19 protein-coding genes are annotated in these 20,176 nt (G+C 62.0%); 6 read left to right on the top strand and 13 right to left on the bottom strand.

Going from position 1 to position 20,176, the window contains the following annotated elements:
• Positions 1-712 precede the first annotated feature (712 nt).
• Complete coding sequence (locus GOB94_RS08215; protein WP_182278320.1) at positions 713-1,357, top strand: OmpH family outer membrane protein; 645 nt, start codon at positions 713-715, stop codon at positions 1,355-1,357.
• A gap of 128 nt (positions 1,358-1,485) precedes the next feature.
• Positions 1,486-2,667 carry an acyltransferase gene (locus GOB94_RS08210; RefSeq protein ID WP_255484364.1) on the top strand — a complete coding sequence of 394 codons (1,182 nt, stop codon included), beginning with the start codon at positions 1,486-1,488 and terminating at the stop codon, positions 2,665-2,667.
• Positions 2,668-2,845: 178 nt separating this feature from the next.
• Here GOB94_RS08210 and GOB94_RS08205 read toward each other — a convergent pair whose 3' ends face one another.
• Both GOB94_RS08205 and lepA read right to left on the bottom strand, forming a co-directional pair.
• On the bottom strand, positions 2,846-3,307 hold the full coding sequence (locus tag GOB94_RS08205; protein WP_255484363.1) for a transposase: 462 nt from the start codon (positions 3,305-3,307) through the stop codon (positions 2,846-2,848).
• 95 nt (positions 3,308-3,402) lie between these two features.
• Positions 3,403-5,205: a translation elongation factor 4 gene (gene lepA / locus GOB94_RS08200; protein ID WP_182278319.1), complete on the bottom strand. Its 1,803-nt coding sequence runs from the start codon at positions 5,203-5,205 to the stop codon at positions 3,403-3,405.
• A gap of 227 nt (positions 5,206-5,432) precedes the next feature.
• Here lepA and GOB94_RS08195 point away from each other — a divergent pair, with 227 nt between their 5' ends.
• Both GOB94_RS08195 and GOB94_RS08190 read left to right on the top strand, forming a co-directional pair.
• A complete protein-coding gene (locus GOB94_RS08195) occupies positions 5,433-7,217 on the top strand; it encodes a lytic transglycosylase domain-containing protein (RefSeq protein ID WP_255484362.1) in 1,785 nt (594 codons plus the stop codon).
• A 239-nt stretch (positions 7,218-7,456) separates the two neighbouring features.
• Positions 7,457-8,179 carry a hypothetical protein gene (locus tag GOB94_RS08190; RefSeq protein WP_182278317.1) on the top strand — a complete coding sequence of 241 codons (723 nt, stop codon included), beginning with the start codon at positions 7,457-7,459 and terminating at the stop codon, positions 8,177-8,179.
• A gap of 101 nt (positions 8,180-8,280) precedes the next feature.
• On the opposite strand, the gene GOB94_RS08185 is transcribed toward GOB94_RS08190, so the two are convergent.
• From GOB94_RS08185 to GOB94_RS08150, 8 genes are all read right to left on the bottom strand, one after another.
• Positions 8,281-8,835 carry a peroxiredoxin gene (locus GOB94_RS08185; RefSeq protein ID WP_182278316.1) on the bottom strand — a complete coding sequence of 185 codons (555 nt, stop codon included), beginning with the start codon at positions 8,833-8,835 and terminating at the stop codon, positions 8,281-8,283.
• Positions 8,836-8,938: 103 nt separating this feature from the next.
• Positions 8,939-9,811 (bottom strand): UDP-2,3-diacylglucosamine diphosphatase LpxI, encoded by an 873-nt coding sequence (gene lpxI, locus GOB94_RS08180; RefSeq protein ID WP_182278523.1) that lies wholly within the window; start codon positions 9,809-9,811, stop codon positions 8,939-8,941.
• A complete protein-coding gene (locus tag GOB94_RS08175) occupies positions 9,801-10,079 on the bottom strand; it encodes a DUF2442 domain-containing protein (protein ID WP_182278315.1) in 279 nt (92 codons plus the stop codon). Before GOB94_RS08175 ends, lpxI begins: the two co-directional genes overlap by 11 nt.
• Positions 10,060-10,296, bottom strand: a complete 237-nt coding sequence (locus tag GOB94_RS08170; RefSeq protein WP_182278314.1) for a DUF4160 domain-containing protein — start codon at positions 10,294-10,296, stop codon at positions 10,060-10,062. The genes GOB94_RS08175 and GOB94_RS08170 overlap by 20 nt, the downstream gene beginning before the upstream one ends.
• A gap of 10 nt (positions 10,297-10,306) precedes the next feature.
• Positions 10,307-11,110, bottom strand: a complete 804-nt coding sequence (gene lpxA, locus GOB94_RS08165; RefSeq protein ID WP_182278313.1) for an acyl-ACP--UDP-N-acetylglucosamine O-acyltransferase — start codon at positions 11,108-11,110, stop codon at positions 10,307-10,309.
• A gap of 3 nt (positions 11,111-11,113) precedes the next feature.
• Positions 11,114-11,665: a 3-hydroxyacyl-ACP dehydratase FabZ gene (fabZ, locus tag GOB94_RS08160; RefSeq protein WP_182278312.1), complete on the bottom strand. Its 552-nt coding sequence runs from the start codon at positions 11,663-11,665 to the stop codon at positions 11,114-11,116.
• A gap of 39 nt (positions 11,666-11,704) precedes the next feature.
• Positions 11,705-12,559: a hypothetical protein gene (locus GOB94_RS08155; RefSeq protein ID WP_182278311.1), complete on the bottom strand. Its 855-nt coding sequence runs from the start codon at positions 12,557-12,559 to the stop codon at positions 11,705-11,707.
• Between the two features lie 20 nt (positions 12,560-12,579).
• The gene (locus tag GOB94_RS08150; RefSeq protein ID WP_182278310.1) at positions 12,580-13,386 is read right to left on the bottom strand and encodes an SDR family oxidoreductase; all 807 of its coding nucleotides are present in this window, start codon (positions 13,384-13,386) and stop codon (positions 12,580-12,582) included.
• A 120-nt stretch (positions 13,387-13,506) separates the two neighbouring features.
• Between GOB94_RS08150 and GOB94_RS08145 the strand changes: the two genes are divergently transcribed.
• Positions 13,507-13,902, top strand: coding sequence for a DoxX family membrane protein (locus GOB94_RS08145; protein ID WP_182278309.1), 396 nt, complete (start codon positions 13,507-13,509; stop codon positions 13,900-13,902).
• Between the two features lie 148 nt (positions 13,903-14,050).
• Here the strand turns inward: GOB94_RS08145 and GOB94_RS08140 are convergent, their stop codons facing one another.
• The gene (locus GOB94_RS08140) at positions 14,051-15,646 is read right to left on the bottom strand and encodes a multicopper oxidase domain-containing protein (RefSeq protein WP_182278308.1); all 1,596 of its coding nucleotides are present in this window, start codon (positions 15,644-15,646) and stop codon (positions 14,051-14,053) included.
• 128 nt (positions 15,647-15,774) lie between these two features.
• The gene (locus GOB94_RS08135) at positions 15,775-17,472 is read right to left on the bottom strand and encodes an alkaline phosphatase family protein (protein ID WP_182278307.1); all 1,698 of its coding nucleotides are present in this window, start codon (positions 17,470-17,472) and stop codon (positions 15,775-15,777) included.
• 626 nt (positions 17,473-18,098) lie between these two features.
• Here GOB94_RS08135 and infC point away from each other — a divergent pair.
• Positions 18,099-18,707: a translation initiation factor IF-3 gene (infC, locus tag GOB94_RS08130; RefSeq protein WP_182278522.1), complete on the top strand. Its 609-nt coding sequence runs from the start codon at positions 18,099-18,101 to the stop codon at positions 18,705-18,707.
• Between the two features lie 12 nt (positions 18,708-18,719).
• Here infC and GOB94_RS08125 read toward each other — a convergent pair whose 3' ends face one another.
• On the bottom strand, positions 18,720-20,165 hold the full coding sequence (locus GOB94_RS08125) for an NAD(P)/FAD-dependent oxidoreductase (RefSeq protein WP_182278306.1): 1,446 nt from the start codon (positions 20,163-20,165) through the stop codon (positions 18,720-18,722).
• Between the last annotated feature and the right edge of the window lie 11 nt (positions 20,166-20,176).

Here is a 20,176-nt window from a genome sequence, read left to right as displayed (position 1 = left end):
CCCCTGAACGAGCCGATGGGCCATCTCCCCTCCCCGGAAGATGGCCCTCAGCAGCTTGAATGGCCAGTCACTGGCCTCCTGAGTCGTACCTCGCCCGGTTGAGAAGGGAGCGCGTCTCTTGGGACGCGTCTGTCACCAGGAGCGTCGATTTGCAAACCTTATCGAAAGATTTACAGACGCCCTCAAAACCGAGGATTCTCGCCAGGCTTCCCTTTCGGGGACTGACCAAAGCTCGAACACAGATACATAGAGCAATCTCCGTACCAAACTGGGAATGCTTTGTTTTCAGCGAAAAGCCACCGGACAGACGGGTGGTGTCCCCAAAATATGGAGGATTGTATGTGCCGCTCTCCGGATTTTTGAAGAAGTCAGAGCGGCTTTGTGATGTTGAGGTTGGGTTGTTGCCGGCCGGGAGCCAGCTTGACCGCATTGACCGTCTAACGGGGCTTTCCTATAATCGCAGCTAGCCGACTGTCCTCTCGCGCCTGCACTTCTACCTTTGTCTCAAAACTAAGGAAAAGAGCCGCAGGCACTGTACCTCGGGCGGAGGAAGGTGCGGCCGTATTCGTTTCGGCACGGACAGACATCGTTGGATGCAGACCGTCTATATAGATGGTCTACGTTGGCGAAACGTTACCTGTGCAGTGAAGCGACCTAGCCGAAATCTTTTATTCCGGAAAGCCGGATGCTTGTAAGGAGTCTCACACACCCAATGAAGCGCATCTTTGTATTTGCTACGGCGTTGGCCGCAGGCCTCGCTACGTCCACCCTCGCAGCTCAGGCTCCGGCTGCAGCACCTGCCGCGGCCGCTGTTGCTCCCCAGGCTGTACCCGCCAAGATCGCCATCATCGCCTTTGAGGAGGCGGTGGTCCGCACCAATGAAGGCCAGCGAGCTGTGGCCGACATCCAGAAGAAGTACGAGCCGAAGAAGAGCCAGATCGATACGCAGGCCAAGGAAGTGGATACGCTGAAGGCGCAGCTGCAGGCGCTGCCGGCGAACGCTCCCGACGACCAGCGCGCGACGCTGATCAAGAACATCGACACTAAGGAGAAGAACCTGCAGCGCGATGCGGAAGATGCGCAGAACTCCTACCAGAGCGACTTGCAGGAAGCGTACGGCAAGGTGGCGCAGAAGGTCGGTGGCGAGGCTGTGAAGTATGTGCAGGCCAACGGCTTTACGCTGCTGCTGAACGTGGGCGGCAACCAGCAGGCCGCCAACCCCGTCCTGTGGGCGCTGCCGGAGACGGACATCACGCAGGCTGTGGTGAATGCGTACAACAAGGTGTCCGGCATTGCGGCCCCGCCGCCGTCGGCCCCGGTGCCAGCGCGCCGCCCGGCCACGCCGCCCTCCAAGTAAGAACAGGGCAGATGGAAGACAGCAACGGAGGCCTTCGGGCCTCCGTTGTTCTTTGGTGAGAACTGCTCTTTGGTGAGAACCTGTGTCGTTATCGTTGCAGGAACTTCGCGCGGGTAGCATGGAGACCTGTGCTTTCCAGTGAACAGCCCAAGCCTGTAGTGCGCCGCATGGATGGTGTCGACATCCTGCGCGGCGTCTCGATCCTGTCGGTGATCCTGCTGCACTTCTGGATACGGATGCACGATGGCAAGGTGTCGCTGTTGCAGTTTCCGTGGATGCCGGAGCGGCTGTTCGACTTCCTGTTCAGAAACGGCGACGAAGGCGTTACGGTCTTCTTCGCGATCTCGGGCTTCCTGATTACGCTGACCTCGCTGCGACGCTTCGGATCGCTGGGTGCGATGCAGCCGGGGCGCTTCTATCGCATACGGTTTGCGAGGATTGCTCCGCTGCTGCTGTTAGAGCTGGCGGTGCTGAGTGTGCTGCACCTGGCGCGCGTGCCGGGGTTTGTCATCCCGGCTAAGGTGGCGACGCTGCCGCGCGCACTGTTTGCGGCGCTGACGTTTCATCTGAACTGGCTCGAAGGCATGCACGGCTACCTGGCAGCTAACTGGGACGTGCTGTGGTCGCTCTCGGTGGAGGAGATGTTCTACCTCTTCTTCCCGCTGGTGTGCGTGGCACTGTTGCACCGGCGGCGCGGGCGGCCGGTCTTCATTGCGCTGCTGTTGGCGTTCGTTGCGATGGGGCCGTTCGCGCGGACGATCTGGACGGCGGGGCATCCGATATGGCGCGAGAAGTCGTACCTCGGCGGCATGGATGCGATTGCGCTGGGATGCCTGACGGCTCTGCTGGCCGACTGGCTGTGGCGGCGCGGGAGTGGCAGGCAGACCCTTGCGCTCGCCGTTGCGTTGCAGGTGGTGGGCGCTGCGATGATGCTGCTGATCGCGGTGTGGCCGCCGTGGCACTTCATGCGGTTCATCGCGCACACTGGGCTTTACAACACGGTTCTGCCGGTGGGCACGTGCCTGGTGATGCTGGGTGCGGGATTGCATGGAGCCGGTCCGCATAGTGCCAAGGGCAGCCTGTGGACGGCGCCGGTGCGCTGGTTCGGAAGACACAGCTATGAGGTGTATCTGACGCACGAGTTTCTGGTGATCGGCTTCACGGCGCTGTACTTCAAGTGGCACCGCGGGCCGCTGGGCTTATGGCTGGCCGCGCTACTGCTAGGCTGCGCGGTTCTGGGCTGGGTGACGGCGAGGTTCTTCTCCGAGCCGATGAACCGCAGACTGCGTGGAGCAGCGCCACCAAAGTAGAGCGATCACGACAACGATCCCAGCGGTACAGGTTGGAGGACGCAGGGCATGAGGGTTCTCCGAAGTGGTGGAGTTTCCGTTTCCACGCATACGTGACGCCGATGGCACGACTGTTTGAGGTTCACGGAGGGAGCAGGGGCCTTCAGGCCCCTGAACTAGCCGCGCCCAGGATCGGGCTTTAGCCCCGGAGGTGTTCGGGTGCAGGATCAATGCGTAGATCATCGGCCGACGAATACAGGTATAGAAGAGGCGCTTCGCAAAGATGTTTGCGGACAGGGTTGTCTTCGATATAGCGGCGGCAAGCCGAAAATTTTTCAGGAGTACGAATCTGGGCTTCGTTGTAGCCACGCATCCAGACATCGAGTTTGCTCTTTAGTCGAAAGGAAAAGCCGCCCTTGATGAATTGCATTGACTTTTCGAGGGAGATGTCCGGAGCAGGCGTTAGGCAGAGATGGATATGGTCCGGCATAACGACGTAGGCGTGGAGTGCATACTTGCCCTCGTCGCGGTAATGGAAGAGGGTGTCGCGCATGAGCTCTGCGGTGGCAGTGACTTGGAACAGGCGGCGGCGTTGGGCGGTGACGATAGTGAGGAAATAAGTGCGTAGCTCTTGGGGGGCACGGTGCATGGTGTTCAGCATAAGGCCCGGGGCTAAAGCCCCATCTTCCACTGCCTGAAGTCAGGGGCCTTAAGGCCCCTGCTCCCTCCCATTTTGGAATGGGGCGCGAGGGATGCTTACTCCTCACCCACCTTCAGCACGGCCAGGAACGCCTCCTGCGGGATGTCCACCTTGCCGATGCGCTTCATCCGCTTCTTGCCTTCCTTCTGCTTGTCGAGCAGCTTGCGCTTGCGGCTGATGTCACCGCCGTAGCACTTGGCGATAACGTTTTTGCGGATGGCCGTGACCGTGGAGCGCGCGATGATCTTCGAGCCGATGGCGGCCTGGATGGCGACCTCGAACATCTGCCGCGGGATCAGCTCGCGCATCTTTTCGACCAGCGCCTTGCCGCGGTCGTAGGCGGAGTCGCGGTGCACGATGACTGACAGCGCATCGACGGGGTCGCCGCCGATGAGGATGTCCATCTTCACCATGGGCGAGATCCACGAGCCGGCGAGGTGGTAGTCCAGCGAGGCATAGCCGCGCGAGACCGACTTCAGCTTGTCGTAGAAGTCGAGGACGATCTCATTCAACGGCAGCTCATAGGTCAGCATCACGCGCGTCTCGGAGACGTACTCGATGTTCTGCTGGCGGCCACGCTTGTCTTCGACGAGCTTGAGAATGCCGCCGACGTACTCCTCGTTGGTGAGGATCTTGGCGAGGATGAAAGGCTCTTCGATCTGTTCGATCTCGCTGGGGTCGGGCCAGCGAGATGGGTTGTCGACCGTGACGACGCTGCCGTCGGTTAGGGTGATCTTGTACTGCACGCCGGGCGCGGTGATGATGAGGTCGAGGCCGTACTCGCGCTCCAGCCGCTCCTGGATGATTTCGAGGTGCAGCAGGCCGAGGAAGCCGCAGCGGAAGCCGAAGCCGAGCGCGACCGAGGACTCGGGCTCGAAGTTGAAGCTGGCGTCGTTCAGGCGCAGCTTTTCGAGCGCGTCGCGCAGCATGCCGTGCTCGTGCGAGTCCACGGTGTAGAGACCGGCAAAGACCATGCTCTTGATGTCTTCAAAGCCAGGCAGCGGCTCGGCGCAGGGGCGGTCGACGTGGGTAATGGTGTCGCCGACCTTGGTGTCCGCGACGTTCTTGATGGTCGCGACGAAGAAGCCGACCTCGCCCGCGCTCAGCTCTTCGAGCGCCACGGGCTTGGGAGTCATCACGCCCATGCTCTCTACGTCGAACTGGCGGCCGTTGGACATGATCTTGATCTTGTCGCCCTTGCGCAGACGGCCGTTGATGATGCGGGCGAGCACGATGACGCCGCGGTACGCGTCGAACCAGGAATCAAAGATGAGCGCCTGCAGCGGCGCTTCGGCATCGCCCTTGGGTGGCGGCAGCAGCATCACGACCGCTTCGAGGATGTCGGCGACGTTGAGGCCGGTCTTGGCGCTCACGCAGACGGCGTCGTCGGCAGGCAGCCCGACGGACTTTTCAATCATCGCCTTGGTACGCTCGATGTCGGCGCTGGGCAGGTCGATCTTATTGATGACTGGCAGAATTTCCAGCCCGCCCGCGATGGCGAGGTAGGCGTTGGCGAGCGTCTGCGCCTCGACGCCCTGCGACGCATCGACGACCAGCAGCGCGCCCTCGCACGAAGCGAGCGAGCGCGAGACCTCATAGCTGAAGTCCACGTGGCCGGGCGTGTCGATGAGGTTGAGCTGATAGAGATGGCCGTCGCTGGCTGTGTACATCATGCGGACGGTGTGGGCCTTGATCGTGATACCGCGCTCGCGCTCGAGGTCCATGGCGTCCAGCACCTGGGCCTGCATCTCGCGCTGGGTCAGCGAGCCGGTCAGCTCCAGCAGGCGGTCGGAGAGCGTCGATTTGCCGTGGTCGATGTGCGCGATGATCGCGAAGTTGCGTATGTACTTGGGGTCCATGCTTGGGGGTTCTACGTTCCGTTAAGGCGAAAAATCCTTCAACCACTAGGCTAACACCCTGTGCGGGGCGCGAAGGCCGTTGCCGCCGCTCTCGTTTTGATCAACCGCCGTCGATATACCCTCAAGTGGATTTCGCATCTGCATGAGGAAACAGTACGTGGCTGTGCTCGACCATCGGCAGACAAAGCTGTGTTGGCGTCCGTCCAACCCGTACAATGAAAGGGTTGATGTCGAGACGCGAAAACACCTCCCTATTTCATCGCGGCGGGCCTGGATTGGGTCTGGCGGCGCTTGTATTGGTTGCTGCGGCAGCCACTCCGCGCGCGCAGGCCAAGACGTTTCTCGGCGGCACGCCGCAGAGCGTGTCGCAGACTGTGCAGGACGCCGCGCAGCAGCAGGCCGCAGCGGATTACGCGCAGAAGGTGCAGGACCTCATCAACAAGACTGAGGCCAGTTATCACGCTGGTGTGGACGACTACAACGCGAACAAGCTCGACGCCGCGCGCATGGACTTCGACTCCGCCGTGGACGGCATGCTCTCCAGCGGCATGGACCTGAAAAACGATCCGCAGCTGGCCGATGAGTTCGATCAACTGCTCTCGCGGATCAACTCGCTGGAGCTGGTGGCGCTCAAGCAGGGCAACGGCTTCTCGCCCAAGGTGGAAGAGGCGCCGGTCGATGCCGCCAACGACGTCACCTTCGCGCCCGATGCCGCGCTGGTCAGCAGGGTCACCGCCGAGCTGAAGACGACCACCTCCGACCTGCCCCTGGTGAACAACGAGTATGTGAGCGGCTGGATCGACGCCTTCGCTAACAAGCCGACCCTGCATGCGCACCTTGTCCACTCGCTGGAGCGCGCCGGCAAGTACAAGGCGATGATCCAGAAGATCCTCGCCGACAACGGTGTGCCGCAGGACCTCATCTACCAGGCCATTACGGAGTCCGGCTTTCAGCCACAGGTGCTCAATCGCCGCTCCGGCGCGGGTGGTATGTGGCAGTTCATGCCGTTCGGCAACTATGGCCTGGCGCGCAATGGCTACTTCGATGAGCGCTTCGACCCGGTCAAGTCCACGATCGCCTACGCGAAGTACATGAAGTATCTCTACTCGCAGTTCGGCGACTGGTACCTGGCGATGGCGGCTTATGACTGGGGTCCGGGCCGTGTGCAGCACGTAGTGGCCCGCACCGGGTACGCCGACTACTGGGAGCTGTATCGCCGCGCCGACCTGCCGGCTGAGACCAAGGCCTACATCCCCAGCGTGATCGCCGCCGTCATCATGGCGCACAACCCGCAGCAATACGGACTCACCGATGTGACGCCGGACCCGGCCGTCACCTTCGATACGGTCACGACTGACTACGCGATCGACCTGAGGCTGGTGGCGGACCTTACCGGTTCGACCGTGGCCGACATCGTGGCGCTGAACCCGGCGCTGCTGCGGCTCTCCACGCCGAACGATATTCCGTATGACCTGCATATCCCTTCCGGCACACTGCAGGAGTACAAGGACCGGTTGCAGAACATCCCGGAGGAGCACCGCGCGAGCTGGCGGTTCCATGTGGTGAAGGCCGGCGAGACGCTGGACCAGATCGCGGACACGATGCACTCGCACGCCAGCGAGATCGCGGAGTTCAACGAACTGAAGCCAGCCCAGCCAATTGAAGAAGGCGACGAGCTGGTGGTGCCGGTGGCGGCCAGCCCGACATTCCGCGGATCGCAACGCTACACGCTGCGCCGCAACGATACGCTGGTCACGGTCGCGGACCGCTTCGGCGTAACGGTGGAGCAGCTGCGCGAGTGGAACCACCTTAAGTCCAGCCGCGTTGCGCCGGGGCATTCGCTGTATGTATCCGAGCCGATCCGGCTGGCGCCCACCAGCCGCGCGGCCCGTGGAAGACATAGCCGTAGAAGCTCGCACACCAGCGTGCATAGCGGCTCGTCGAAGGATCACACAAGCGCGAAACGCAGTGGTGCAGCGAAGCGATCGAGCGGGAAGAAGCGTGCGCGTTGAGAGCCGACATGGACGAACGGATGATGCGAGCACAGATATCGAATCGTGCGCTACAAAAAAAACTACGTTGCACCAAAAAAGATGCTTGCTATTTCCACGCGCGCGGCGTAATTCTGTCTCTAACATCCGTGCGCAGTGTGCGCTAGCAGTTGAGCGCGCAACGCACCGAGCAAAGAGTAAAGGTTGTTGATCAGGCACTACGGGGACCGAAATCGATAGCAAGCTCGGAGAGAACATTCATGCTTCACGACGAAGAGACAATCAAGATGTACGCCGCCGGATTCGATGACGATGCCTTTGACGACGCCCGTGAGTTCGATGAAGGCATCGACGACGACGAGGATGAAGAGGAGGAGTTCACGCTGGCCGTCGTAGAACACTCCGAGCAGGCTGAGCTCTACGCGCCGCCCTCGACCCCCGCCGAGCCGTACGAGCCGCCCACGCATCTCTCCGTGCCGCCCGAGCCGGCACCCGCACCTCCGGCCCCTGCCAAGAAAGCTCCTGCAAAGAAGGCTGTGAAAAAAGCTCCCGCAAAGAAAGCCGTGAAAAAAGCTCCTGCAAAGAAAGCTCCCGCGAAAAAGACCGTGGCAAAGGCGGTCACAACCAAGAAAGCTGCGAAGAAGGTTCCGGCCAAGAAGGCTGTAAAGAAATCGCCCGCCAAGAAGGCGGTTGCGAAGAAGGTTTCAAGTTCTGCCGCGAAGAAGTCCGGTGCTCTGCGCGGCGGTAAGTCTGCCAAGAAAAAGGCAGTCGGCAACAAGGGCACCAGCAGTAAAAAATCAACTATGAGAGGTAAGACCTTGGCAACCAAGAAAGCTGTAAAGAAAGCTGTAAAGAAGGCTCCTGCGAAGAAGGCCGTCAAGAAGGCTGTTGTGAAGAAGGCCGTCAAGAAGGCTCCCGCGAAGAAGGCCGTCAAGAAGGCTGTTGTGAAGAAGGCCGTCAAGAAGGCTCCGGCAAAGAAGTAGTTTTCTTAGCCCTCAACCATTAGGCAAGCAAAAGTGCCCGGTACCCTCTTCGGAGGCCCGGGCATTTTTGCGGTTGAAAACGAGCAGAGCCTGTAGACGTTCTACTTCATCGAGTCGATGGCGGCCAGCACCTCGGCGCTGTGGTCCTGGATGTCCTTCACGTCCCACTCTTTCACGATCTTGCCTTTGGGCGAGATGAGGAAGGTGGTGCGCTGCGCATAGTGGTTGTCGCCCATGCCCTTGAAGGGCACGCCATAGGCGTCGATCGCCTTGTGGTCCGGATCGGCCAGCAGCTTGAACGTCAGCGAGTCCTTCGTGCAGAACGTCTTGTGGCTCTCAACCGTGTCGAACGAGACACCGAGCACCACCGCGTTGGCCGCGTCATACTTCGGCAGGTCGCGCTGGAAGTTGTGGGCCTCGATGGTGCAGCCTGTGGTCATGTCCTTGGGATAGAAGTAGAGCACGACCCACTTGCCCTTGTAGTCCTTCAGGCTGACGAGCTTGTCCTCCTGCGAGGGCAGCGAAAAGTTCGGTGCCTTCGCGCCGATGGCGGCCATCTCCGGCGCGGGAGCTGCGGCGGCCATTGGAAGCGAGAGCGCCAGCGCGCCCGCCAGCGTGCCAGCCATGCCCATTGCAATTGCGCGAGTACGAGTCATCCGAAATCTCCTTGGTCGTTCAGTATGCGTTACAGCTATCGTCTCTCATCCTACGCGCGGCGCGTTATGGCGGGCATCCGTATCTTTACGAGACGCCGGGTTTTTACAATTTGGTGACAATCGCTGCGCCAAGCACCGCAACTCCGGCAGCATCGGCGGCGGTGACCATCGCCTCGCGGTCGAAGAGCAGCGTGCGTCCGGCCTCAATGCACAGGCAGGTGGCGCCGGCCTCGCGCATGGCCGCGATCGTGGGCACACCGACGACCGGCACGTCGAAGCGCATGTCCTGGTTGGGCTTGGCGACCTTCACCACGGTCAGCCTGCGGGCGAGCGTGGTGTCTCCGGCGTCCTCCAGCGTGCGAAAGAGCGCCCCGGCGCGCGCGATGGTGGCGTCGGTACCCTCCATGGCCTCTACGGCGACGCAGGCTCCGGCGGCAACGACGACCGTCTGCCCGAGATCGAACCCCGCGACACCGCGCGCCACGCGCAGGCCATACTCGATATCGGCGCGCTCGGTCTCGTCGGGCGCGCGCTGCGTCAGCACGCCTGCGGGTGCGAGCATCGGCTCAAGATAAGCCGTCGAGGAGATCAGCGTGATGCCCTCGTCTTCGAGCACCCTGGCTATCGCGCCCAGCAGCATGTCGGTATTGCGAGTGCGCAGGTTCAGCAGCAGCTTCGCGAGCCGCCAGTCCGGCCGTATGCTCGAAAAAATCTGCTTGTGCTTCACCTGCCCGGCCATCACGGCCCGCGTCACGTCCTCGCGCTGAAAAGTCTCGATGAGTTTGGAGAGCTCGCCAAGCGAAAGCCAGTGCACGCGAATGTGCTCCGGATCGGCGGCAGCGCGCGCATCCATCTCTGGATCGGTCTCTTCCTTGATCGCGGCGACGACAACGCGCAACCCATGCGCCCGCGCCGCGTCCAGCAGCAGAAACGGGAAGCGCCCGTTACCGGCGATGAGACCGAGGCTAGGCGACATCGGAGAGTGCAGATCCGTACTCTTTGCCAACAAGCTTCAACAGCCCCGGCACAGATATATCTTCGTCAACATCGGGCCAATGAATGCCGTAACCACGCCCATTTAGTTGCCATCGAAGACGTTGTTCAGGTTGAGCGTTGGCGAGCCGAGGGAAGGGTGAGACAGGGGCATCGATCTGAAGGCCGCCGCTGAAGCGAACGTGAATCGTGACTTCATTAACCTCGACCTCAACCGGGATGAGTCGATCATCAAGAATGGAAGAAGCCATGCCACACCTCTAGGAACAATTCTAGGTTCGCTTCAATGATATCTTCAACGCTCTTGAGCTCGCCGGATCGAAAGCCGTCGTTCCATGAAAGGTGTATCGGCGTCAGCCAGTACTTGGCTTCCTTTTCGGCAGCTACCACATGGATATGTGGCGGTTCCTGTCGTTCGTCGGCGTAAAAGAAGAACCTGTAGGGCCCAATTCTCAACACGGTAGGCATTGCAGCCAGTCTACTTCACCACGCCCCGCTCGCTCTTCTTCACGAACTCCGCCAGGTAGCGCACATGCTCACTGCCCCCGCCGCTCTCCAACATGTCGTTGATCTCTTCCAGCGCCTGGGTGGTGTTGCGTTTGCCGCTGGTCAGCAGGCGCATCGCGACGTTCAGCTCGCGCAGCTCTTCGGGCGTAAAGCCCTTGCGCGCCAGGCCCACCTTGTTGATACCGTAGGCATGGTTGTTGCGCTCTACGCTGGTCAGCGAGTAGGGCAGAACGTCCTGCGTGATCGTCGTCCCACCGCCGATGTACGCATAGCGCCCAATCGTGCAGAACTGGTGCACGGGGGCGTTGGCGCTCAACGTGGCGTAGTCCTCTACTGTGACATGGCCTGCCAGCGTAGCGCCGTTCGGCAGAATGCAGCCGTTGCCGATCACGGAATCATGCCCGATGTGCACGTAGGCCATAATCAGGCAGCCGCTGCCGATCTTCGTTACACCGCCACCGCCCGCCGTCCCGCGCGAGATCGTGACGTACTCACGGATCTGGTTCTCATCGCCGACCTCCAGCCGCGTCGGCTCACCGGCATACTTCAGGTCCTGCGGCGCAATGCCCAGGCACGCGAACGACCAGACCTTGTTGCGCTTGCCAAACGTGGTGTGGCCGTCCAGCACCACATGCGAGACCAGTTCGCAGCCCTCATTCAGCACCACGTTCGGCCCCACCGTGCAGTAGGGGCCAATCACGCAGCCCGGCGCGATCTCCGCGCCTTCGGACACAATCGCCGTTGGATGGATGCTCGCCGAGGAGTGGATACTCACGCGCTACTCTCCGCTTCCGGCTGGTTCCGTTGTGCCTTCGGCGCCTTTGCGCGCCCGCGGCACAATCTGGCAGGTGATGATGGCCTGCGCCGCGACCTTGCCATTCACCAGACAAGTGCCCTTCATCTTCGACATCCGGGAACTCCACTGGATCGTCTCGACTTCAATCCGTAGCTGGTCCCCCGGCGTCACCGGGCGGCGGAACTTCGCCTCGTCGATGCCGGTAAACAGTACCAGCTTATTCTCGCGGTCGGCGATCTCGCTGAGCAGCAGCACCGCGCCAGCCTGCGCCATCGCCTCGATCGTCAGCACGCCCGGCATGATCGGATGGTCGGGAAAGTGGCCGGTGAACTGCGGCTCGTTGGCTGTCACATTCTTGATGGCGACCAGGCGCACCTTACGCTCCATCTCGACGATGCGGTCGATCAGCAGGAACGGATAGCGGTGCGGGATCAGCGCCATGATCTGCTGAATGTCCATGGCGAGCAGCTTCGGGTCGGGAGCATTAGTGGGTTCTGCGGTCTCAACCGCGGCGGGGGCAGTGGATTCACTCATAGCGAGGGTCAGAATATCACTGCCGCCTGTCTCTCCGCGCTACTTGCCCTTCGTCTTCACGTTCAGCGGAGCGTCCGGGTTGAACAGCTCGTCCGGCAGGTCCTGGTTGTAGGCGATCTTGGTGAAGAACCGCTGCTGCGTCATGTCGCCGTTGTGCAGGTAGGTCACGGCGTAGGGCGTCTGGATGCCCTGCACCTCGTGGTAGTCGTCGTATTGGATCTCGTCAGTATTGAAGTCCTGGTAAACGGGGTCGTGCCATTTAAAGCTGATGCTCAGCGGCAGGTGGGTCGACTCCTCCAGCTCCATCGTCACCGCATCGTCCTGCGCGGTGATCAGGCTGACCTGCTCGGCGAGCCGGCGGTTCACCATGTTGGTGCCCTCGTAGGTCACAATGGTGTCGGGCTTCGATAGCCAGTCGCGCACGATGGCGTCCAGCGAGTGCGCGCGACGGCGCATGTAGTCCTGCACATCTTTTTCGGGCAGCGGCTTTTTGCCCTTGTAGGTCAGCTCATAGCCGTTGTCCGGTGTCCAGATCTCCGCGATGTCCCTGTGGTTGGTCGCAATAAAAACGCCGGAGTGCGTGATGACGATGACGCGTTCTGCAAACGGTTTGGCGCGGTAGTACTCCTCGAACTGCGGCGCGCCCTCATGCGGCTGGCCCTTGTAAAACGTGGCGGCGCGGCCCTCGAAGACCCAGTTCTTCCGGTTCAGCCAGGCATCGCCGCCCAGCGCCTGCACCATCTCCTTCATCAGCGCGCGGCCTTTGCTCAACTGGCCGCTGGGGGGTTGCGCCTCCGGGCCGGCCTGCGCGCTGGGTATGGCGTACGCCTGCGCCTGTAGCTGCGCGGTTGCCGCACTTAATGCCACCGCTGCTATCAAGATTCGTAGCTTCATTGCACGTCCTTCACCGCCAGCTAACCAACCAGCACCGCGCCGCCATTCACGTTGAAGATCTCGCCGCTGATGAACCCTGCCCACGGCGTACACAGGAACAGGATCGGCCCGGCGATCTCATCCGGGTCCGCAGCACGGCCCAGCGGAATCAACCCCAATGCTCTTTTGGACGCTTCCGGGTCGCTCAGGGTTCCAGCCGACATCTCCGTCACCACCCAGCCCGGCGCGACGCAGTTGCACAGGATGCCCTCACGCGCCAGCTCGCTCGACAGGCTCTTGGTCAGCGACAGCAGCGCGCCCTTGCTCGCCGCATAGTCCGCATGGAAGGCCTCGCCGCGCTGCGCCGCCGTGGACGCAACAAGCACGATGTGCCCCCGAACGCCATTCTCCGGCGCCTGCTTCTGCATCACCGCGGCACCCGCCTGCACCAACCCAAACACGCTATCGAGGTTGACCCCGAGCGTGCCGCGCCACTGCGCCGCGGGCATGGTTGCAATCGGCTGATCATGCGGCGGCCAAACACCGTGGTTGATCACCAGACAGTCCAGCCTTCCCCAGACAGCCGCCGCCGCCGCGACCAGCGTCTGACCGTCTTCGATCGACGCCAGCTCCTGCTTCACGGCGCGGCAAACGTCCTCGCCGCCGCACTCGGCCACCAGCGCCTTGGCCTGCGCCTCCGCGCTGCGATAGCTGAAGACCACCCGCGCCCCCGCCTGCCGAAACAACCGCACCGTCGCGGCCCCAATGCCTCGCGAACCCCCGGTTACGAGGGCCACCTTGCCCTCCAGTGAGAGCGTCACGCCATTCTGTTTCTGTAAAAGACTCATCTCTGAAGTTGTAGCAGGAAAGTTGTGGTCGGCACTATGCACACCGCGCCTCCGCTGGTACTCTGGAGCACACGCTTGGCCAGCTGCACCGACTTGTCCTCAAGGAGTGTCGTCTTCGCCATGAAATATCTCTATCTCATCCTTCGTATCCTTCTCGGACTTATCTTCGTCGTCTTCGGTGCCAACGGCCTGCATCCGTTCATGCACGCTGCCATGCCGCCCGCGGACTCCCTCCCCGGCAAGTTCATGGCCGTCATGATGCCCACCGGCTGGCTGCACCACGTCGCCCTTCTAGAAGTGATCGGCGGCCTGCTGGTGCTCTACGGCGGCACCGCGCCGCTGGGCCTCGTCATCCTTGGGCCCATCATCGTGAATGCGCTGCTCTTCCACATCCTGCTCGCCGGCGGACAGGGCATCGCGCCCGCGATCACTGCAGCCATCTTCGAAATCGTGCTGATCTACGGCTATCGCGAGTACTTTGCCGGTATCTTCACCTACAAGGCAAAGACCTCGTAGCCGCATCGAACAAAAGGCAGCCTAAGAAACCTCTGAACAGGAATCTTGTTTTGAAGGGGGCGGGACTTCAGTCCCGCCGTAAATCCCCCCCCTGAATCAATGCGGCTTTAGCCGCGGAGGGAATGCTCGCACACTTCTTCAGGCTTCCCTACGCCACGACCTCAAACGGTCGCATCATGTCGTTCGATTCGTGCTCCAGGATGTGGCAGTGGTATAGATACTTGCCCGCATAGCCATCGAACTTCACGATGATGCGTGTGATCAGGCCCGGCGGGCACTGCACCACGTCCTTCCAGCCCATCTCGTTGGGTTCGGGCTGCAGCGGCTCGCGCAGGTAGCGCAGCCCCTTGTTGTTGCGATACGCAAAGACGTCGAACAGCCGCCGGTCGATCACCTGGAACCGCACCATATGCAGGTGCATGGGGTGCGTGTCCTCGGTCAGGTTCACGAACTCCCATATCTCGGTTGCGTTCAGCTTCGGCGTCTCCGTCACCGGCTCGTGCCAGTACTTCCGGTTCAGCAGCATCAGCATCGAGTTCCCGATCTTGTCGAGGTACTCGTTCAGCGTGATGGTGCGCGTCGTTGTTGCCTCCGACTCCGGCATGCGCTCCACGGGCCGCAGTGCGGTGGGTACCGCAAACGAGCGTACGGATGCATTGGCCGCAGCCACGCGAAACTCCAGCACCTCCAGCGCGGCGTTCTTCAGGTGTACGGTCTTTCCCGCGGCCTGCGAGAAGTCCACCAGCACATCCGCGCGCTCCGCCGGGGCCAGGTTCAGCTGGTGCATCGGCACCGGCGCGGCCAGCAGGCCCTGATCGCTGCCGATCTGGTGCGCGGTCACGCCGTCCGCGAACGACAGCGCAAAGAACCGGCTGTTGGCCGCATTCAACATCCGCAGCCGGTACACACGCGGCTCTACCTGCACAAACGGACGAATCTTTCCGTTGATCAGGATCGCGTCGCCGTCGAACTCCGGCACCCACGGGTGGTCCGGGTCGCCGGAGACCAGGTACAGCAGCTGGCCATCGTTGGTGAAGTTGCGATCGTAAAACGTAAGCGGCAGCTCGTACTTGCCGGAAGGCAGTTGCAGCGCCTCCTCCGCATCATCGCGCACCAGGCACATGCCCGCCAGCCCGGCGTAGATGTTCAGCCGGTTCAGCCCCATCGCGTGGTCGTGATACCAAAGCGTTGCCGCCTCCTGCTGCAGCGGGTAGTGGCACACACGGCTCTTGCCGGGCACAAACCAGTCGTCAGGATAGCCATCGTCGGCGCTCGGCTGGCGGCCGCCATGCAGATGCACACAGGCGCGCACCTCCGGCACATCGTGCCCGCAGCCGTGCAGGCTGTAGTCCACGGGAAGAAAGTGTTTCGTGGGCAGCTCGTTGATCCACTCCACCTGCGTCGCCTCGCCGCTGCGCGCCTCAATCAGGGGTGCGAGCGGTGTGCTGCCATAGCTCCACATCCGCGTCGGCGGCACATCGCGATGCACTTTGGCATGGATCTCGCGCATGGTGATGCGCAGAGGTTTTGCATGCGCGCCATGCGGAGGGATCAGCCGCTCCGGCAACGGCAGTTCATCCACAAACGGCGGCAGTTGCAGCGAGTGCAGCATGTCCTCAGGCTTTGCTGCCTTCGGCATCGTCATCTGCGCGGGTAGGCTGCGCTGCGCCAACGCCGTTACTCCGGCGGCGGAGGCCTGCATCAGGAATTGTCGGCGGGTACGGGGCAAGGTGATAGGTTTCATAGTTCCAGAGGGATAGAGAAAAGGCACGCACTCCGGGTTGGAAGTGCGTGCCTTTAGGTTATGTCTTCAAGATGAAGCTGCTGTGAACAGGAATCTACTTCCTACTTCCTATTCCCTACTCCCTGTTCTTAGTTGCCGCTTGTCACCGCGCCGGTCGTCGCATTCAGCAGCACCACGTTCGGGTTCGGCGCAACGCCGGCCGTCGTCGTGAAGTTGAACATATTCATCAGCGTGCCGGCTGTGGCATCGAACGAACCGGTGCCCATGCGCTGGCTGCCCAGGAAGATGTCCTCGATGAACCGGGGGATCGAAGCCTGTTCAGTTGGCGTGCTGTCGATGTAGTTCTTCTTCGCGTAGGGTGAGATCACGATCAGCGGCAGACGCGGGCCCTTGCCGCAGCGGCCCTGTACCGGCGCTCCGTTGGAGCCCGGGCCAGGCAGGCCGGCCGCGGGGGCCGTGCTGCCCGTCAGCGTGTTGTTGCAGACCGCCGCATCGGACGAGCTTTGCGAGCCGTTGGTGATGTCCGTCAGGTGGTCGTACCAGCCGTCCGAGTCGTCATATGCGATGATGATCGCCGTGTTCTGCCAGAACGGCGAGCTCTCGATCAGGTTGATCTCGTTCACCACAAACGTCTGTTCGTCCAGCGGGTCGGAGTAGCCGGCGTGTGCATCCTGGTAGCCCGGTGCCTTCAGGAAGGCGACCTGCGGCATGGTCGGCGTCGACGCGGTGAGGGCCGCGTTGAAGTCCGCCGTGTCGTACTCGTGGTTGGCGCCGGCCGTGTCGGCGGCACCAATCGCCACACCCGGCGTCGGACGGTTGTGGTTCGGGTTCGCCGTGCTCGCATAGTACTGGAAGGGCTGGTGGTGCGGAATGTAGTCAGCCTTCGTGCCGGGGTAGTACGTCGCCACGGTGCTGCGGGCGCAGCCCGTCGTGCCGTTGGAGTTCGTCGTGCTCAGGTTGAAGCCGCCTTCGAAGAAGCCCCAGGTGATGCCCGCCGTGTTCATCAGGTCGCCGATGTTCTTGCCGGTCATCGAGAAGTTCGCCGTCGGGGAAGAGCAGACGTCACCCGCGGGATCTTCGTCGTTGATGTCCGTGTAGCCGCCCTGGCCGTCAGGAATCACGCCCGAAGCGATGTTCGCGTAGGGCACCGTGTAGGTCACGCCGTTGGTCTGGCCGGCGGCCAGCTCCAGCGCGCCCGGCGTCGAAGGCCCGAAGGCGCTGCCGAAGGAGTGGTCGTTGATCGCATAGTGCTGTGCGTAGTTCCACATCGCCGTCACGGTGTTGCCGTCGTAGTAGCCCATCGTCAGGCCGGTCGTGTTGGTGATGGCGGGTGCGCCCGTGGAGGCAGTCAGCGAACCATCCGCGGTTCCGACCGACATCGGGAACAGGTCCATCTTGCCGTTGTCGAATGCCAGCTGTTCAGGGTTGTAGTTGTGGTCCTGGTCGCCCGTGGCGGCCTGACCGTGGCCGAGGCGGAACGGGTTTGTGGCACCCACGCCGTTGGCGGCGTTCAGGTTCGGGTTGGAGGTCAACAGCGCCGGGGTTGAGACATAGTTCGCCGGCGTGGGCGTGCCTGAGGCGGCTGTGAACGTTGTGCCATCCACATTCGCCGCGTTCGGGTAAGCGCCGAAGTAGTGGTCGAACGAGACGTTCTCGCCGTAGATCACCACAATGTGCTTGATCGCTGCCGAAGCCGAAATCGCAACTGGCGTCGGCGTCGTCGCGGGAGGGGTGTACGTGCCGGGGGTGGAGAGGTTGCTGGTGCCACCGCACCCGGTCAGGACCAGGGCGTAAAGGGACGCTACAGCGCAGCATTTGCGAAACATACAGGTATCGGCCTCGATCGAGGAGATTTTTTGGCAGTGCAGTCTCTGGAATAAGCCAGCCCTGTGAACACCCGTTGAAGCGGGTATGAATTCTGGCGGCATACGATGTGGCCTGCTAACAAACCTTTCGTTGCCACCAACAGATGTTTTCTTGCAGGCTGAAACCCCCTGAAATCGCGATGTCAAGCCTGCCTGTTGCTTGTGAGGCTGTAACTTACTGAAATCAAATCGTTTTAGAGCCTGAAGGGATTGAAGATTTTTCTTCTGTGTCCGCTATACTGGAAGTAGGGGAGCAAAGGGACTCACGGAGAACTGAGAGCTGCAAACCCGTCCCAGCCCGCTCTATCCTCTGCCCCTGTCCTCTATCCCCTTTGCTGGCAATATCATACCCGTAACCATATAAAGAATCAGCCACATACCTCCGGGATCACCCCGTAAGTCGCTGATTCTGCTGTATACCTCCGCTACATAGGGTAGGGGGGAGGGGGTAGGGGGTATCGCCAGATCGCCGTTTTCGCTGCGGATGCTATACTCGCCATTGCTGAGGTAATGGTTTTTGCGTACCCAGCCAATTGAATCCCCAAGAAAAACATGGCCGCTGCGCAAGCGCGCCGTGGAGGCTGCTTATTCCACCGTTAGATAAACGCTCCGCAAAGTCCTTTATTCGTACCAACGAACGCATTCGCGCACGCGAGGTGCGCGTGATTGACGAGAACGGCGAACAGCTCGGCGTGATGGCGCCGTTTGAGGCGCTGAAGATGGCCCGCGAGCGCTCCCTCGATCTGGTCGAGATCTCGCCCAACGCCGTCCCGCCCGTCTGCAAGATCCAGGACTACGGTAAGTTCCTCTACGAGAAGGACAAGTCCGAGCGCGCCGCCCGCAAGAAGCAGAAGGTCATCGTCATCAAGGAAGTCAAGTTCTCGGTCACCGTGGACGAGCACGACTACCAGACCAAGAAGAACCAGGCTGTCCGCTTCCTCGGTGAAGGCGACAAGGTGAAGGCGAGCCTCCGCTTCAAGGGCCGCCAGATGGCGCACCGCGATCTCGGCTACAAGATCATCAACCGCCTCATCATGGACATCGGCGATGCCGGCACGGTGGAGTTCATGCCCCGCATGGAAGGCACCACGCTGCACGCCATCCTCGCCCCCTCCAAGAAGGCCGAGGCCCCGGCACCTCCCAAACCCAAGGCCCCAGAGCCCGCAGCCCCGGCCACCCCGCCCGCAGCCAAGTAACTCTGCTGCAAATCAAACCACCCGCGAGCCATCTCGCGGGTGGTTGAGTATGCGCAGTGCCTCAAGCGCGGCGTTGTGTCCGCACATGCCATGCACGCCACCGCCCGGCGGCGTGAACGCGCTGCACAGATAGAGTGCCGGATTGCTGGTGCGGTAGGCGCTGAGCGTCGGCCGCGCAACGATCTGTTTCAGCGTCAACGCGCCGCCGGAGATGTCCCCGCCGGCGAGGTTCGGGTCCCATACGGTGAGGGCCGAGGCGTTACTGGCTCGCCGTGCCAGCACACAGTCGCGGAATCCCGGAGCGAAGCGTTCGATCTGTGCCTCGATGGCTGCGGTGCGGTCCATGTCGGAGCCGCTGGGCACGTGACAGTAGGCCCAGGCCGTGTGCTTGCCCTCGGGTGCACGAGAGGCGTCGAAGAGGCTCGGTTGGACGACGAGGACGTAGGGCTTGTCGCTGAGGTGTCCATAGAAGGCTGCGTCCTCGGAGGCGGCGATCTCCGCGAGCGTGCCGCCGACGTGTACTGTCGCTGCACGCAGGCACTGTGGGTTCTTCCAGGGAATCGGCGCGCTGAGTGCGTAGTCAATCTTGAAGGCTCCGGGGCCGAGCCTGTAGGCTCGCAGCTTGCGCAGGTAGCCTGCGTCGAGAGCGTCGTGCGCGATGGTGGCCATCACTGTCGCGCTGGTGTCGAAGAGGGTTGCATCGGCTGGTGGCAGTTGGCTCAGCGCGCGCACCTCGACGCCAGTGATGATCGTTCCACCGAGCGAGCGGAGATACGCGGCAAGTGCGTTGGTTAGCGACTGCGCGCCGCCTGCGGCAATAGGCCAGCCGCTCGCGTGTCCTGCTGTGCCGAGCAGCATGCTTGCGGATGCGCTTGCAATGTTTGTCAGTGGCAGTACGGAGTGCGCCGCGATGCCGGCGAAGAGGGCTTTCGTGCGCTCGTCACGGAAGAGCAGACTGGCGAGTGTGGCGGCAGACAGCAATGCAGGCAGGCCGAAGCGTGCGGTGATGAAAGGATGACTCGGCAGGCGAAGCAGTGGCTGCATCACGTCGTCCAGCAGTGCATCCCAGTGGGCGACGCACGGTCCGAAGAGTGCGCGCCAGGCTTTGGCATCATGCGTGGAGAGTTGCTCACCCATTCGGTCGAGCGATGGCTCCAGCACCACGGCCTCGCCGTTGTCGAGAGGGTGCGCTACAGGAGCATTGGGCTGTACCCAGCGCAGGCCGTGCTGCTCCAACGGCAGCGAGCGGAAGAAGGGGCTGGCGATGCCGAGCGGATACGCCGACGAGCCGAGGTCATGCACGAAGCCAGGCAGCGTGATCTCAGCGCTGGAGCAGGCCCCGCCGATGCGGTCGTTGCGTTCGTAGACCGTGACCGCGACGCCGCGTTGCGCGAGGGTGATGGCCGCTGCTAAGCCGTTGGGTCCGGAGCCGATGATGTTGGCCGTGCGTAACGCCATGCGCCGCTCCG

It is taken from the genome of Granulicella sp. 5B5, from assembly GCF_014083945.1.
Taxonomy (GTDB): domain Bacteria; phylum Acidobacteriota; class Terriglobia; order Terriglobales; family Acidobacteriaceae; genus Granulicella.
The sequence above is the reverse complement of the archived record's forward strand: the minus strand, read 5'-3'. Positions and strand labels throughout refer to the sequence as shown.

Bases quoted from the DNA above. Each gene is read 5' to 3' on its own strand.
- GOB94_RS08135 (WP_182278307.1), bottom strand. From the start codon at position 17,472: ATGTTTCGCAAATGCTGCGCTGTAGCGTCCCTTTACGCCCTGGTCCTG.
- GOB94_RS08205 (WP_255484363.1), bottom strand. From the start codon at position 3,307: ATGCTGAACACCATGCACCGTGCCCCCCAAGAGCTACGCACTTATTTC.
- GOB94_RS08125 (WP_182278306.1), bottom strand. From the start codon at position 20,165: ATGGCGTTACGCACGGCCAACATCATCGGCTCCGGACCCAACGGCTTA.
- GOB94_RS08190 (WP_182278317.1), top strand. From the start codon at position 7,457: ATGCTTCACGACGAAGAGACAATCAAGATGTACGCCGCCGGATTCGAT.
- GOB94_RS08185 (WP_182278316.1), bottom strand. From the start codon at position 8,835: ATGACTCGTACTCGCGCAATTGCAATGGGCATGGCTGGCACGCTGGCG.
- GOB94_RS08195 (WP_255484362.1), top strand. From the start codon at position 5,433: ATGTCGAGACGCGAAAACACCTCCCTATTTCATCGCGGCGGGCCTGGA.
- lpxI (WP_182278523.1), bottom strand. From the start codon at position 9,811: ATGTCGCCTAGCCTCGGTCTCATCGCCGGTAACGGGCGCTTCCCGTTT.
- GOB94_RS08140 (WP_182278308.1), bottom strand. From the start codon at position 15,646: ATGAAACCTATCACCTTGCCCCGTACCCGCCGACAATTCCTGATGCAG.
- GOB94_RS08145 (WP_182278309.1), top strand. From the start codon at position 13,507: ATGAAATATCTCTATCTCATCCTTCGTATCCTTCTCGGACTTATCTTC.
- GOB94_RS08150 (WP_182278310.1), bottom strand. From the start codon at position 13,386: ATGAGTCTTTTACAGAAACAGAATGGCGTGACGCTCTCACTGGAGGGC.
- lepA (WP_182278319.1), bottom strand. From the start codon at position 5,205: ATGGACCCCAAGTACATACGCAACTTCGCGATCATCGCGCACATCGAC.
- GOB94_RS08155 (WP_182278311.1), bottom strand. From the start codon at position 12,559: ATGAAGCTACGAATCTTGATAGCAGCGGTGGCATTAAGTGCGGCAACC.
- GOB94_RS08215 (WP_182278320.1), top strand. From the start codon at position 713: ATGAAGCGCATCTTTGTATTTGCTACGGCGTTGGCCGCAGGCCTCGCT.
- fabZ (WP_182278312.1), bottom strand. From the start codon at position 11,665: ATGAGTGAATCCACTGCCCCCGCCGCGGTTGAGACCGCAGAACCCACT.
- GOB94_RS08175 (WP_182278315.1), bottom strand. From the start codon at position 10,079: ATGGCTTCTTCCATTCTTGATGATCGACTCATCCCGGTTGAGGTCGAG.
- GOB94_RS08170 (WP_182278314.1), bottom strand. From the start codon at position 10,296: ATGCCTACCGTGTTGAGAATTGGGCCCTACAGGTTCTTCTTTTACGCC.